At 41.7% G+C, this 13992-nt stretch carries 16 protein-coding genes and 1 riboswitch; of the genes, 14 read left to right on the plus strand and 2 right to left on the minus strand.

Translation table 11 applies throughout. The features are described from left to right. The first annotated feature begins 380 nt into the window (after positions 1–380). The 9 genes from EKM65_RS04190 (at position 381) to EKM65_RS04230 (ending at position 7668) form a co-directional block, all read left to right on the plus strand. A complete protein-coding gene (locus tag EKM65_RS04190; protein WP_125605804.1) occupies positions 381–845 on the plus strand; it encodes a DUF441 domain-containing protein in 465 nt (154 codons plus the stop codon). A 28-nt stretch (positions 846–873) separates the two neighbouring features. Continuing rightward, the gene (locus EKM65_RS04195; RefSeq protein ID WP_225420393.1) at positions 874–1728 is read left to right on the plus strand and encodes a CvfB family protein; all 855 of its coding nucleotides are present in this window, start codon (positions 874–876) and stop codon (positions 1726–1728) included. After that, positions 1721–2608 (plus strand): site-specific tyrosine recombinase XerD, encoded by an 888-nt coding sequence (gene xerD, locus EKM65_RS04200; protein WP_125605807.1) that lies wholly within the window; start codon positions 1721–1723, stop codon positions 2606–2608. Before EKM65_RS04195 ends, xerD begins: the two co-directional genes overlap by 8 nt. Positions 2609–2635: 27 nt before the next feature. Continuing rightward, complete coding sequence (locus EKM65_RS04205; RefSeq protein WP_125605809.1) at positions 2636–3022, plus strand: N-acetyltransferase; 387 nt, start codon at positions 2636–2638, stop codon at positions 3020–3022. A gap of 3 nt (positions 3023–3025) precedes the next feature. Beyond that, positions 3026–3778 carry a segregation and condensation protein A gene (locus EKM65_RS04210; protein ID WP_125605810.1) on the plus strand — a complete coding sequence of 251 codons (753 nt, stop codon included), beginning with the start codon at positions 3026–3028 and terminating at the stop codon, positions 3776–3778. Continuing rightward, a complete protein-coding gene (scpB, locus tag EKM65_RS04215; protein ID WP_125606011.1) occupies positions 3778–4389 on the plus strand; it encodes an SMC-Scp complex subunit ScpB in 612 nt (203 codons plus the stop codon). Before EKM65_RS04210 ends, scpB begins: the two co-directional genes overlap by 1 nt. After that, a complete protein-coding gene (locus EKM65_RS04220; RefSeq protein ID WP_125605812.1) occupies positions 4370–5119 on the plus strand; it encodes a pseudouridine synthase in 750 nt (249 codons plus the stop codon). Before scpB ends, EKM65_RS04220 begins: the two co-directional genes overlap by 20 nt. Positions 5120–5980: 861 nt before the next feature. Next, a riboswitch (FMN riboswitch) is annotated at positions 5981–6100 on the plus strand. 156 nt (positions 6101–6256) lie between these two features. Next, on the plus strand, positions 6257–6829 hold the full coding sequence (locus tag EKM65_RS04225; protein ID WP_125605814.1) for an ECF transporter S component: 573 nt from the start codon (positions 6257–6259) through the stop codon (positions 6827–6829). 275 nt (positions 6830–7104) lie between these two features. Further along, positions 7105–7668 carry a sugar O-acetyltransferase gene (locus EKM65_RS04230; RefSeq protein ID WP_125605816.1) on the plus strand — a complete coding sequence of 188 codons (564 nt, stop codon included), beginning with the start codon at positions 7105–7107 and terminating at the stop codon, positions 7666–7668. 410 nt (positions 7669–8078) lie between these two features. Here the strand turns inward: EKM65_RS04230 and EKM65_RS11180 are convergent, their stop codons facing one another. Both EKM65_RS11180 and EKM65_RS04235 read right to left on the minus strand, forming a co-directional pair. Then, a complete protein-coding gene (locus tag EKM65_RS11180; RefSeq protein ID WP_164506809.1) occupies positions 8079–8216 on the minus strand; it encodes a hypothetical protein in 138 nt (45 codons plus the stop codon). A 117-nt stretch (positions 8217–8333) separates the two neighbouring features. Then, positions 8334–8570: a ferredoxin gene (locus tag EKM65_RS04235; RefSeq protein WP_125605818.1), complete on the minus strand. Its 237-nt coding sequence runs from the start codon at positions 8568–8570 to the stop codon at positions 8334–8336. A gap of 26 nt (positions 8571–8596) precedes the next feature. Here EKM65_RS04235 and EKM65_RS04240 point away from each other — a divergent pair, with 26 nt between their 5' ends. From EKM65_RS04240 to rpsA, 5 genes are all read left to right on the plus strand, one after another. Continuing rightward, positions 8597–9571, plus strand: coding sequence for a hypothetical protein (locus tag EKM65_RS04240; protein ID WP_125605820.1), 975 nt, complete (start codon positions 8597–8599; stop codon positions 9569–9571). Beyond that, a complete protein-coding gene (locus tag EKM65_RS04245; RefSeq protein WP_125605822.1) occupies positions 9564–11057 on the plus strand; it encodes a RecQ family ATP-dependent DNA helicase in 1494 nt (497 codons plus the stop codon). The genes EKM65_RS04240 and EKM65_RS04245 overlap by 8 nt, the downstream gene beginning before the upstream one ends. Positions 11058–11177: 120 nt before the next feature. Next, positions 11178–11858, plus strand: a complete 681-nt coding sequence (locus EKM65_RS04250) for a LysM peptidoglycan-binding domain-containing protein (protein WP_125605824.1) — start codon at positions 11178–11180, stop codon at positions 11856–11858. Positions 11859–11883: 25 nt separating this feature from the next. Next, positions 11884–12543, plus strand: a complete 660-nt coding sequence (gene cmk / locus EKM65_RS04255; protein WP_125605826.1) for a (d)CMP kinase — start codon at positions 11884–11886, stop codon at positions 12541–12543. 90 nt (positions 12544–12633) lie between these two features. Further along, positions 12634–13863, plus strand: a complete 1230-nt coding sequence (gene rpsA / locus EKM65_RS04260; protein WP_125605828.1) for a 30S ribosomal protein S1 — start codon at positions 12634–12636, stop codon at positions 13861–13863. Positions 13864–13992: the final 129 nt, after the last annotated feature.

A 13992-nucleotide genomic window follows, 5' to 3' on the forward strand; every position in this document is an offset into this window, starting at 1 on the left:
ACCGCCGTATACGGAACCGTACGTACGGTGGTGTGAGAGGTCGGTAATTGAATTAATCAATTACCTCCTACTCGATTATTTGAGACAAATCGGTCTTTGATTTGGCTCAAATCAATACTCGCAGCGTTCCACCAGCGTATTTCCCGTAGGCACGAAGAACAGCGACAAAGTAGTTTTAGGATTTAGCACTTCTAAGAAAGCTGGTATTTGGCTTAAAGTCGTTCTCGCAGCGTTCCACCAGCGTATTTTCTGTAGGCACGGAGAATTGTGGCATAACAGTTTTAGGGTTCGCCACTCAGTATATTTTAGCAACATATACAGAAACGTTGATTTTTGGTACAATGAGCGTATAGTTCATTTACTGGAAGCAGGTGAACCATTTGGAAAGTTGGCTGTTCCTCGGCCTGATTCTGGCCGTGGCGTTGGTGAGTCACAATCAGTCATTGATCATTGCGGCAGCAGTAGTGCTGGTAATTAAACTATTACCGCAATCAGAACGTTTATTCAATTTAATTGGTGCACAGGGGATTAACTGGGGTGTCACCATTATTTCGATTGCCATTTTAGTGCCGATTGCAACTGGTAAAATCGGTTTTCAAGATTTGCTCAATGCCTTTAAAACACCAGCTGGTTACATTGCGGTGGCCTGTGGTATTTTAGTGGCTGTTTTGTCAGCACGTGGTGTGGGACTTTTGGCAACAAGTCCGGAAATTACTGTGGCTTTAGTTTTTGGCACGATTGTTGGTGTGGTTGTTTTTCGCGGTGTTGCAGCTGGTCCGGTGATTGCATCGGGCATGACTTATGTTTTCTTAATGTTAGTGAATTCGGTAATAGACCGATTGTGAGGTAGAAATGATAAATTCAGGTTCAATAATGACGGCAACAATTAGTGACAAGAATGACGATGGTGAATTCTTTGCCCAAGTTGATGGGGAAACATTACACGTTCATAGTAAAAAAGAAAATTGGCAATTAAAAGACGAAATCACTGGCTTTGTCTATGAAAATATAAAGCGCCAATGGGTGATTACGACTGAAGTACCCGCGGTCGGATTTGATCGTTACGCTTATGGGACAGTTGTTGACGTGCGTCGTGATTTAGGCGTCTTCATCAACATTGGTTTGCCAGATAAAGATATTGTTTTGTCGTTAGATGATTTACCATTGCAACATGAATTGTGGCCGCAAAAAGATGATCAATTGATGGTGGGGTTGAAAACTGATCACAAGAATCGGTTATGGGCGCAATTGGCCAATGATGATCTCTTTAAGGCAATTGGTCATTTTTCAGCGAGCTTTGAACGTAATGAGTCGGTTAGCGGAACCGTTTATTTAGCAAAACGTGTTGGTTCCTTCTTACTGCTAGATGACGACCGTTTAGGCTTTGTACATGAGAGCGAACGTGAAGATGAGCCACGTTTAGGACAAAAGGTAACGGGTCGCGTGATTGGTAAAATGCAAGATGGCCGTTTATCAGTTAGTCTAAAGCCATTTGCCTTTGTCGAAATCGAAGATGATGCTAAAATGTTACTGGCTGTTTTGCAACAAAATCCGCAACATTCATTTATTTACCAAGACAAGAGTGATCCTGCTGAGATTAAGAATTATTTTGGAATCAGTAAGGGTGCTTTTAAGCGGGCATTGGGTAACTTGTTGAAACATCGCTTAATTACAACCGATTTTAGCGGCACTAAGTTAACTGACAAAGGTCTGGCGTATCGTGAATAACGCACTGAACGATTATTTACGTTCCTTAACGATTGAGCAAGGCTTGGCTGATAACAGTATTGCCAGTTACCGTCGCGATTTGGTGCACTACATCAATTGGTTATCGGCGCAAGAACTTGAGCAATTTAGTGAAGATCCAGATGTGCTTAGTTTATACTTAAATCAATTAGTTGTTGAGAAAAAAGCTGAATCCAGTCGCATGCGGGCTGTTTCCAGCTTGCGTCATTTTTACCGTTGGTTGTTGGCGCATGGTATCATCAAGCATAATCCAATGGAGACCATTCCCTCGCCTAAACGCGGTCGCCATTTACCAGTGGCGTTAACGATGACTGAAGTCGAGCAGTTGTTAGCGGCACCTAATATTGATAAACCATTAGGATTACGTGATCGCGCGATTTTCGAAGTCATGTATGCCACCGGATTGCGTGTTAGCGAGTTAGTTCATTTACAATTGTCAGATTTACATTTAGAAATGAAATTAATTCAAACGGTTGGCAAAGGTAATAAGGAACGATTATTGCCGATTGGGGACGTGGCGATTGATTATTTGCAACGTTATTTAACAGATAGTCGTCCGCGATTAATTCGTACGCAACATTATGAAGGAACACTATTTCTGAATTTTCACGGCCGAGGTTTATCACGGCAAGCGATTTGGAAAATGATCAAGAAATATATTGCGCAGGTTGGAATTGATAAAGATGTGACGCCGCATACACTGCGGCACTCGTTTGCTACCCATTTGTTAGAAAATGGTGCCGACCTGCGAATTGTCCAAGAATTATTGGGTCATAGCGATATTTCTACGACTCAAATTTACACACATATTACGCAACAGCGATTATTAGATGTTTATCAAAAGTCACATCCCCGTGATTAAGCGGGTTAGAAGTAACGGAGGCATAAGATGTTAGTGAAGTATAAGCAGGATTATCAAAAAATTGCACTGGGGTTGTTGTCGTACACACCAGATTTAAAAGATTTTGATCGCCTGTCTGCAGAACTACAATCGTATAATTCGGAAGATAATTTGCAACTCTATCTTTGGAAGAACCACCAGGGTGACTTTGTTGGAATTTGTGGTGTGGAGTTGGATGATAATTTTATTTTGTTGCGCCATTTAGCTTTTACGCCAGACTATCGTCATCAGGACAGTCAGTTCGCTGTTTTAGACGCCTTACACAACGTTTATGCAGATAAACGCATTATGGCGCCAATGAGCATGAGTAATCTACTGACGGCCTGGGAACAGCATCAGAGTCAATCTGTCGATCCAACAGATACTGAGGACTAATTGATGGCAACAGAGGAATTACAACTGCAATTAACCAAGTTTGCCGGACCGCTAGATTTATTATTACATTTGATTAAGACTCAAGAGATCGACATTTATGATATTCCAATTGCCCAAATCACCGATCAGTATTTAATCTACTTGAATGAAATGGAACGGTTGGCATTAGATGTGGCCGGTGAATACTTGGTCATGGCCTCAACTTTGATGGCAATTAAAAGTCGGTTGTTATTACCGCAATCAAAAGTTGAGCAACTTGATCAAGGCGAGATTGAATCAGAAGATCCTCGCCAAGTATTAGTTGATCAATTGTTGGCTTATCAGACTTATCAAGAGGTGAGTCATTATTTAAGCAAGAAAGCTCGCGAACGGTCACGTTATTTTACTAAGGAAGCGAGTGTGCTACCGAAGCAACCGGTTAAGCCGTTGCCCAAGGGACTTGTGACCACCACAGAAATGGCAGCAGCGCTGACCCATTTGTTAACTAAACAGGCTCAAGATCAAGCTTTTGTTAATCAAACGATTGATCGTGATGTTTTTTCAATAGAAGAGGCTCAGGATTGGGTTAAACAGCGGGTTAGTACTGCTGAACAACAGCACTTGAAATTTTCTCAACTCTTACAGACACCTGTTAGTCGCGAACAGGTGATTATTTTGTTTTTAGCGTGCCTGGAGTTAATGAAGAACAAAGTGATTACTTGTTTTCAAGCAATATCTGATGATGAAATTTTTGTGAGTGGGGACGTGGCAGTTTGATTCAGTACCAAGGTGAAATTGAAAGTATTTTATATACACTAGGCGATGATGGCATTGCCTTAAGTAACTTGGCCTCAATTCTCGGCATTCATGTAAGTGCGTTGCGACAATTATTAGCGGAGCTGGCAGCTTTTTACGAAACTCATGATGGTGGGTTAACACTGATCCATCATCATGATATTTATCAACTCGCGACTAAGCCAAAGTTTGCACCGATTTTATATCAATATTTCAGTGAGCATCAACCGACTAGCTTAAGTCAGGCTGCGTTAGAAACGATGGCAATTGTGGCCTATCAACAGCCGGTGACGCGAATTGATATTGATCAAATTCGCGGCGTGCACAGTGCTGGTGCGTTGCAAACCTTAGTTGCACGGCAAATGATTGCAGAAACTGGCCGTAAAGATGTACCCGGCCGCCCCATTTTATATGGGACGACAGATTATTTCTTAGATTATTTTGGTCTTAATTCATTGGACGAATTGCCAGAACTTTCAGAATTTAACACTGGGCAATATGATGCCAGTGGGAATTTAGATTTATTTTTCAAGGATAAGCAACCTGAGCAGGCTGCAGAAGAGAGGCATTTGAATGAAACCGACACAGACTGAAGAACGACTACAAAAAGTCATTGCGAACGCCGGCGTAACATCACGGCGCAAAGCAGAGGAATTAATTAAGACTGGCCGGGTGACCGTTAACGGTGAAATTATCCGTGAGCTAGGTACCAAAGTTGACCCTAAAGTTAAAATTGAAGTGGATGGCGTTCCGATTGACAAACATCAAAAAACAGTCACTTATGCCTTTTATAAACCACGTGGCGTTATTTCGGCTGTTAGTGATGATAAACATCGGAAAGTCGTGACTGATTATTTTGCTGATAAAGACACGCGCTTGTATCCAATTGGTCGTTTAGATTACGATACGTCTGGCTTACTATTGGTGACCAATGATGGCGAGTTAGCTAACTTGTTAATGCATCCGAAGTTTAGAATTGATAAAACTTATTTTGCCAAAGTTGAAGGCATTCCGAATGCGGCTGCTCTGAAGAAATTGCGGGAGGGTGTTTCAATCCACGGCCGTAAAACCGCACCAGCCAAAATTTGGATTGAAAATCGGAATCAAGCTAAAAACACAGCGCTCGTCGGCTTAACTATTCATGAAGGGATGAACCACCAAGTTAAGTTAATGTTACGCGATGTTGATCATTCCGTGATGAAATTGAAACGCGAACAAGTGGCGTTCATTGATTTGACCGGCCTACAACCAGGTGAAGCACGGCGTTTAAGCAACAGTGAAGTTGAACGTCTTTTAGAATTAGCACGAGGGCAAAAGAAATAGCAGTTTTGATAGCTTTCCTCAGTTTTATCTTGTACTTCTTCGCGCCTGCGCAAAGGTTGCCGATAGAATATGGTGGGTGACGTAGCGGCGAAGAAATACTTTGCGCTGGAACGTGGTGGGCGTCGATTTGAGCCGATTGAAGTACAAATCGTCTCAAATGCGAGCCTTATTGTAAACAGCTAAAGCTGCAACAATAACTTCACCACTGAGCGGTATTTCTTCACCGCCACTAATCAAGTAAGCGGGCAACTTTGCACAAGCACTTAGCTGAAGAGTGGTTGAATTACTTCAAACTTTTTTAGAAGTACACAATTGCAGTTAAGCTGCACTAACGCATGTTGGTTAGTGCCGGAAGTGTGTTAGTGCGGCTTGACTGTAAATTTCCACATCTAAAATTGAGCGTGTTTCAACCACTCGCTAATTCAGTGCCGAAGGAAGGCTGCCCTCTCGTTTGTCAAGTGGCGGGGAATAAATACCGCTCAGTAGTGACATTATTGTTGGTGATTTATCACCTACAAATAAGGCTCAGCTTTAAGACAAATTGGGTTTGATTTGGCTTAAAGTGATGCCCACTACGTTCCGGCGTAAGTATTTATTTCCCGCCACGACCTTCACCATGTTTCATGTGCAACCTTCCTGTGGGCACGAAGAAGAACAATCATAGCAGTATTCTGATTTTGAAACGTGCTCAAAGCAACTGATTGCTATGTCTAACTAAAAATCCCATCTGGGTTGTCACCCAGCTGTGCTTTCTAGTTAGAGCTACGCAACCAACCCGTTGCTTTTCGCGCTCTAAATTAAATGGCTTTCATTGCTTCTCTGGGTGAGTTTTGGTATAGTTAACTTGTAATTAAATATTTGGTTTGTCTTCAGGGCAGGGTGTGATTCCCGACCGGCGGTAAAGTCCGCGACCCACAGCGATGTGGCCGAATTGGTGCAATTCCGATACCGATAGTATAGTCTAGATGAAAGAAGACAGTCTTATTTGTGTAGACAATTTGACTGTTAGTCCCTGACTAACAGTTTTTTTGCGCAAAAATTAGTAACTCGCTTAATAAAGTTAACCAGGTTAGTAAGTTAGTTGCTAATGGAGAGTAGGGCTGAAACCGGAGACGACCGTTAAAGGAGACGGTTTTTGTGCGTGATCATAAGTTACGGACGTTGGTTGGTATTAGCATGTTTGGCGTGTTGAGTTATTTGGTAATGTTGTTAGAAATACCGATTTTACCAGGATTTCCATTTTTAAAATTGGATTTCAGTGACTTAATTGTCTTATGTGGACTTTATTTATTTGGTGTCAGTGGTGCAGTTGGTACGGCGTTAATTCGTGCTTTTCTACATTTAGTCATGACCGGTTTTGCGGCGCCATCTTTAATTGGTGAGCTGGGATCAGTTACAGCCAGTTTAACTTTGATTTTCGTGTTAGCTTTCTTTATGAAGCGACAATCAAAATGGTGGCAGCGTTTAGGTATGATCATCTGCAGCACGTTGGCTTTGACTTTCGTGATGGCAGTGATGAACTATTTCATTTTGACACCGTTGTATGTTGAAGTCAGTGGTTTCAAAATCGGGATGGATTATTTGAAGTATGTCTTGATTGCGATTGTTCCTTTCAACTTAATTAAAGGCGCGCTTGTCACAGCGTTATTCACACTGATTTACACTAAGATTGGACCATGGTTACTGCGACAAGGTAATCAACGCCAATAATCTAAAGGATATGAGCCTTGCTAAGAAACTATCAATAGAAGTGAGATAGGGCCATGTTTCAACTAGGCGAATTTCGCCTTAGTTGAATGGACACCGCCACGAACATCAAAGTTTCTTAGTGGGTCTTGCTAAGAAATTATCATTAAAGTGAGATAGGGCCATGTTTCAACTAGGTGAATTTTGCCTTAGTTGAATGGACACCGCCACGAACATCAAAAGTTTCTTAGTGAGCTTTGCTAAGAAACTATCATTAAAGTGAGATAGGAGTCATCACAATGGCTGAATTGACGGAAAAAGAGAAATCATTGGCGGAATTGTTGTATCAACCAGCGGATGCAGCGTTAGTTGCAGAGCGCGAAGTGACGAAGCAAAAATTAACCGCTTATAACCGGTTAAATCCGCTAGATATTACTGCACGAACAATGGCGATTGCAGATTTATTCGGACACGCTGGTCAGAATTGTGTTGTGGAACAACCGTTGTTTTGCACATATGGTTCTAATACCACAGTCGGTGATAATTTCTTTTTAAATGTTGATTGTAAATTGTTGGATTCGGGCAAAATTACCATCGGCAATAATGTCTTCATCGCGCCGAATGTTTGTCTAATTACTGAAGAACATGCTTTGGACGTTAAACAGCGCTTGGCCGGTTTAGAGTATACACATCCAATTACCATTGAAGATAATGTCTGGATCGCTGCTGGTGTTTTAGTTTTACCCGGTGTGACGATTGGTGCCAATAGTGTGATCGGTGCTGGCAGTGTAGTCACCAAAGATATTCCGGCTAATAGTTTAGCCGTCGGCAATCCTTGTCGAGTACTACGGCAATTGAATTAGTAAAAATAAAAAGCAAAATTGAACCAAAACAAAAAATTTAATAATTCTTCTTAAATGAAAGGACCTAAATCTGAAAATAGATTTAGGTCCTTTTTTAGCTGGGCTTGTTGTAAAGTGCTAAAACTGTTGTGTTGTGCTTCTTCGTGCCTACGAAAAATACGCTGGTGGAACGCTGCGAGTTTGATTTGAGCCAAATCAAGGACCAATTTGTCTCAAATACAAACTTTCTTGTAAATGGTAAACCATTAACAAGAATGCCGCGGCTGACCGCGATTTCCCTCCGGCACTGACAAAAGTGCGTTAGTACAACTAAACTTCAAGTTTTTACTTCTCAAAGTTTGTACTTCTCAAAATTGGAAGATAGTTCACCCACTCGTCAATTCAGCGCTTGCGCAAAGGTTGCCATCTTGTCAGATTAGTGGTGGCGAAATAATACCGCTCAGTAGTGACATTATTGTTGGCGATTTATCGACTACAGTAAGGCTCGTATTTGAGACGATTTGTACTTTAATCGGCTCAAATCGACGCCCACTACGTTCCAGCACCAAGTATTATTTCGCCGCCACGACAACGCGCATGTCTTATCAGCAACCTTTGCGCAAGCGCGAAGAACCACAACAAAGCAGTTTTAGTTGCCACATCATCAGATAAAATTGGCTTTCAAATTATTTTTTGTTATCCTTAGGGAAAGGAGTGTCGCGTCGTTGAATGGCACTAGTGGGACAAGCCGTGTAGGCGTCTTTGAACTGGGCTAATAATGGTAGCGGGATTTCTTTCGTGCCTAAATTATTATCCAATTTAACATAAGCAACGCCATCTTCGTCATATTCAAAGATCTCTGGCGCTTTTAATTGGCACAGGCCACAAGCAATGCATTGTTCTGAAAGTACTTTAGTATACATTTTGTTTCCTCTTTGGTGGTGTTATTTTGCAGGCAAATTTACTTTTACCGTTATTTTCTAAGCAAGCGCGGCGTTATCAAGCGATCTATTATCTCTTGACAGGTAAACGCACCGTTTCCAATTTATCTGCTGGTTTAGCTTATCAATTGCTTCCTTATTTTCATTTTTATCCTAAACTATCCCAAGACGATTATCAAGCAGCGTTGCAACAACTAGTTGAACAGCACTATGCTAAAATTCAAGCAACGGATAAAACAATTCAGTTAACTTCACTAGGCCAAGTTGTTCAAGCACGATTATTACAACGGGGATTTTGGCCGACAACTTATAATTATTGGCAGGATGGTGATTGGCAGTTGCAGTGGGAACGGTTGTTGTTAAGCGTTCAAGTCATCAGCAATTACCAACATCACCACGCGCACTATACACCACTGGCAACACAGCCGTTAGTTCAAAATGAAATTCGCCACTGGTTTTATCGTTGCGGTCGGACGCAGCAACAACAATTTGTTGAGGAATTAAGCGCAACGACGGCACAATTAACACCTAATCAGGCTAATTTATTGGTTAATTCATTACGAAGTAGTTCTTATCCTGGGGTGTCGGACTTTCAGCTCAGTCTTAGCTTAAGTTTGACCGCTTCAGAATTAATATTAGCACGGGTGACGGTCCTGAGCGCGTTCTTGCGAAAAGTTCAGCAATTCCCTCAATCAGCACCACTACGCCAGGTTTTTCAATTTCCCACCACGATTTTATCTCTAGGATCGACGCGTACTTACGAGTTGTGGCGGTCAGGACAACCATGGTCAGAAATTGTGCAGCACAGCTATCAAAAAGAAAGCACCTTATTAGAACATTTATTGGAAGCTGCAATTTTGATGCCAGATTTTGATTTTGACCAGCCACGATTACAACAATTGGTAGCTGCAAATCCGGAAAGTTATTTTGGACAACGATTGCTGGAGATTCAAGAATTAAGGCAGGGGGTGCAAGATGACTGATTTAAACAGTACCACAATTAAATTACAAACTGAATTACACGAACGGTTTAACTTTCAGCAATTTCGTCCGGGGCAGCAAGAATTGTTACAGGCGATTCTTGCTGGTCAAAATGCCCTAGGAGTTTTACCAACCGGTAGCGGTAAGTCGCTGATTTATCAATTCCTCGCGCCCCATTTGAACGGTCTCTTCGTTATTGTCAGTCCTTTGATTTCGTTAATGTCTGATCAGTTGGCGCGAATTCAGGCGGCTCATTTAGGTAAAGCGGCGGTTTTAAATAGTCGCTTAAATGTGCAAGATCGCCGCAATATTTTGACTCATTTGGTGGATTATAAATTCTTGTTTATGGCTCCAGAGACGCTCTGCCAACCGCAAGTTTTACGTTATTTGCAAAACATAACGATTGGGTTATTTGTGGTTGACGAGGCGCATTGTATTTCGAGTTGGGGGCCGGATTTTCGTCCGGATTATTTGCGTCTGGGCCAAGTGCAGCAACAATTACAACCGCAAGTGACTTTGGCCTTAACAGCGACGGCAACAGATCAGGTTTGTGCAGATATTGTGCAGCAATTATTTGCCCAGCAGTCCGTTTTTATTTACCGTGCTTCTGTTGATCGTCCCAATTTGTATTTGCGGACGGAATTTGTGAGCAGCGATGAAGAAAAGTGGCAGCGACTGCAATTGTTATTGGAACAGCGCTGGCCAACGTTAATTTACGTTGCCACCCGTAAGACTGCCGAAGAATTAGCTTTAAAAATTGCCGAAACAACTAAGCGGCAGGTTGCTTTTTACCATGCGGGGCTAGATAATTTGGCACGGCAGCAAGTTCAACAGCTGTTCATGACTGATCAATTAGACGTCGTGGTAGCAACGAGTGCGTTTGGCATGGGGATTAACAAGGACAATGTTTGCTTGTTAGTTCATTATGATATGCCGGAAAACTTCGAGAATTATTTACAAGAAATCGGTCGTGCCGGTCGCGATGAGCAGCAAGCCTTAACTTTAATTTTTGTCAGCCAAAATGATTACCAACGGTTACAAACGCGGCGCCAATTAAACCAAATTCGTCCGCAAACAGTGACTCACTTTTATGAGCAGATTTTAGATGAAACCTTGCAAAATTCTAGCGGTCAATTAGCGGTCCTTAAGGCTTATCAACGGGCTAATTTTTCCGAAGCGGATGTCATCGCCACCTTAACTAAGACACAGGAAGTGCGCGAGTTGCAGCTACAGCAGTTTTGGCAGTTCTTAAACTCAACGACGTGTTTACGGCAACAAGTTTGTGATTACTTCGATCATGAGCCCAAGGTGATTCAGCATGATGCGCTTTGTTGCAGCACATCGCAAACACAATCGCTAAGCGTACTTTTGCAACGGCTCAATTTGCCAACATTGGTCGCAGCAACCACACCGACGGTCAATTTATTGACACCGACGCAGGTTTGGACGCAGTTATTCGTTAATTTGCCAGATAAGTCGTCATCTTGATTGCTGTTTGGGGATTCAACTTAGAAAAATGATTAAAAAAGTCCGGATTCTTTAGTAGTTTTTAAATTATTCTGGGCTGGACTATGATAAAATTAAACATAAACAAATGGAGGGTCAGTTATGAGTAAAGATCATGATAATGAGAAAAACGATCAGAACAATCAGAATGAAACTAATCCTGAACGCCCTTGGGAGAATAGCTTTGATAATGACCGTGATGAAGATGGTAAATTATCACGTGTTGCCAGTAAGAAACGTGATCGGAGTAATAAAGTTTTCGTTTCGATCTTAGTTGTTATTTTATTGGCAGTAATTGGGACGACAATTTGGGCATGGGTTTCTGCGCAAGGCAGCAGTAATAACAATGGGACCCAGATCGTGGTCAGTTCCAAGAAGTCATCGAAGCAATCTTCTAGCTCAGAAAAGAAGTCAAGTTCTAAGAAGTCGTCGAAGAGTTCCAGTTCAAAGAAATCTTCCTCTTCTAAAGCTTCTTCAAGTGAAGAGATTACCGAATCATCAAGTTCAAGTAGTAGCTCAGTTGTTTCTAGCAGTTCAAGTAGCTCAAGTAGTAGTTCAGTCAGTGTCGCACCAAGTAGTTCAAGTTCAAGTGAAGCATCATCTTCTTCGAGCTCTTCTGCGTCAACAAGCACCTCAACGGCAGGAACTTATACAATCAAGGCCGGAGACAACTTGTATCGAATCGCGGTTAACCATGGTTTGACCCTTAATGAATTATTAGCATTGAATGGCTTACAAGCCGGATCTGCTATTGCACCTGGTCAAACGATTCGTGTTAAATAATTAACTAGCAGGAGGCTTTTGTTCATTGCAAATTGCAATTGATGGACCATCATCAGCAGGTAAGAGTACTGTCGCTAAAAAAGTTGCCCAATCATTGGGTTTCGTTTATTGTGACACTGGTGCGATGTACCGTGCTGCAACCGTTTTGGCCCGGGAATATGGGATTGATTATGGTGACGAGACACAAATTCTCGCCGAGTTAAGTCAGTCAGAAATTAGTTTTAAACCAGTGGCTAGCGGCCAGCTGGTTTTTCTCAATGGTGAAGATGTTACCTTGGCGATTCGCACCCCAGAGATTACCAATAACGTTTCACAAGTGTCGGCGCTACCAAAGATTCGTGAAGAGTTAGTTCGCCAACAACGTAAGATTGCTGGGGATCATGATATCGTCATGGACGGTCGTGATATTGGTACGACGGTGTTGCCAGATGCCGAAGTTAAAGTTTTTCTGGTTGCTTCAGCCAGTGAACGGGCGCGCCGACGTTACGAAGAAAATATTCAAAAAGGGATTATGACCCCTTTGGCGAAGTTGCAAGAAGAAATCGAAACACGTGACTATAAAGATTCACATCGTCAGATTTCACCATTAACTAAAGCAGTTGATGCCATTGAGATTGATTCAACCAATTTGAGTATTCGAGAAGTGGTTGAACGTATAGTTGAACTGGCAAATATTGCCAAATAATGAATTTTGCAGGTTTTAACACTTTTTACTAGCTTGTTGATGCAATATCAACTAAAATTAATATGATGTTATAGCGTGGGAGGATTAATTATGTCAGAGCAAGATTACAGTCAAAGCGAAATGGAAAAAGCACTCGACAGTGTACATGAAGTCAAAATTGGTGACGTCGTTAAAGGTGAAGTATTAGCCATTGATGATGGTCAATTAGTTGTTGGCATTCAAGGAACAGGTGTCGAAGGCGTTGTTCCATTGAAAGAACTTACAGGCGATCGCAACGCTACTATCGAGGAGCAAGCTAATGTTGGCGACGTTTTAGATCTCGTCGTTATTGCTAGCATTGGTCATGATAAGGAAAATGGTAGCTACTTGTTGTCGAAACGTCGCTTGGAAGCACGTAAAGTATGGAGTGATATCGAAGCTAAATTTAAGGCTGGTGAAGCAGTTCCTGTAACTGTTAAGGAAGTTGTTAAAGGCGGTTTAGTTGTTGATGCTGGCGTTCGTGGTTTTATTCCAGCCTCAATGGTTTCAGATCACTATGTTGATGATTTGAAAGAATATGTTGGTCAAGCATTTGACGTCAAAATTGTCGAAATCGAACCTAGTGAGAACCGTTTGATCTTATCTCGTAAAGAGTTAGTTCAAAAAGAGAAAGAAGCTAAGCGCGAAGAATTATTTGCTAAGATTTTACCAGGAGATGAAATCACTGGTAAAGTTGCCCGCTTAACTAACTTTGGTGCTTTTGTCGATCTTGGTGGTGTTGACGGTTTAGTTCATATTTCTGAGATTTCTCATCAACGTGTCGACAAGCCTAGTGATGTGCTCAAGGTTGGCGATGAAGTTAAGGTTAAGGTTTTGAGTGTTGATGCAGATCGCAACCGGATTTCATTATCAATGAAGGCTTTACAACCAGGACCTTGGGATTCAGTTACTGAGGTTGCTCCGGTTGGTGCAGCTATTGACGGCAAAGTTAAACGTTTGACGACTTTTGGTGCCTTTGTTGAAGTTGCCCCTGGTATTGAGGGCTTGGTTCACATTTCACAGATTTCTCATCAACATATTGCCACACCTAATGACGTTCTTAAAGAAGGCCAAGATGTTAAGGTTAAGGTCTTGAGTGTTGATCCAACAGATCATCGTTTATCATTATCAATCAAGGCTTTGACTGAAAAGCCAGCTGGTGAAAATGATCATGACGATGCTAAGTCTAAATCAGATGATAGCGATGAGAATTATGTTTTGCCAGAAACAGATACAGGCTTTAGCTTCGGTGAATTATTAGGCGATGCTATGAAGAACATCGAAGACGATTCTGATAAATAATTAAACGATCATTGTGATGATAGCTTGATTGTTGACAGAACTTCGGTTAAGTTAATGATATGATAAAAGGAGTTGGGACCTTTATCTGGTCCGACTCCTTTTTTATGAGACTACGAAATTTAAAATTAT

It is taken from the genome of Lapidilactobacillus bayanensis (assembly GCF_003946695.1).
Lineage (GTDB): Bacteria > Bacillota > Bacilli > Lactobacillales > Lactobacillaceae > Lapidilactobacillus > Lapidilactobacillus bayanensis.

Coding starts and splice junctions, on each gene's coding strand:
- EKM65_RS04195 (WP_225420393.1), top strand. CDS start 874: ATGACGGCAACAATTAGTGACAAGAATGACGATGGTGAATTCTTTGCC.
- EKM65_RS04205 (WP_125605809.1), top strand. CDS start 2,636: ATGTTAGTGAAGTATAAGCAGGATTATCAAAAAATTGCACTGGGGTTG.
- EKM65_RS04210 (WP_125605810.1), top strand. CDS start 3,026: ATGGCAACAGAGGAATTACAACTGCAATTAACCAAGTTTGCCGGACCG.
- EKM65_RS04220 (WP_125605812.1), top strand. CDS start 4,370: ATGAAACCGACACAGACTGAAGAACGACTACAAAAAGTCATTGCGAAC.
- EKM65_RS04230 (WP_125605816.1), top strand. CDS start 7,105: ATGGCTGAATTGACGGAAAAAGAGAAATCATTGGCGGAATTGTTGTAT.
- EKM65_RS04235 (WP_125605818.1), bottom strand. CDS start 8,570: ATGTATACTAAAGTACTTTCAGAACAATGCATTGCTTGTGGCCTGTGC.
- EKM65_RS04245 (WP_125605822.1), top strand. CDS start 9,564: ATGACTGATTTAAACAGTACCACAATTAAATTACAAACTGAATTACAC.
- EKM65_RS04250 (WP_125605824.1), top strand. CDS start 11,178: ATGAGTAAAGATCATGATAATGAGAAAAACGATCAGAACAATCAGAAT.
- rpsA (WP_125605828.1), top strand. CDS start 12,634: ATGTCAGAGCAAGATTACAGTCAAAGCGAAATGGAAAAAGCACTCGAC.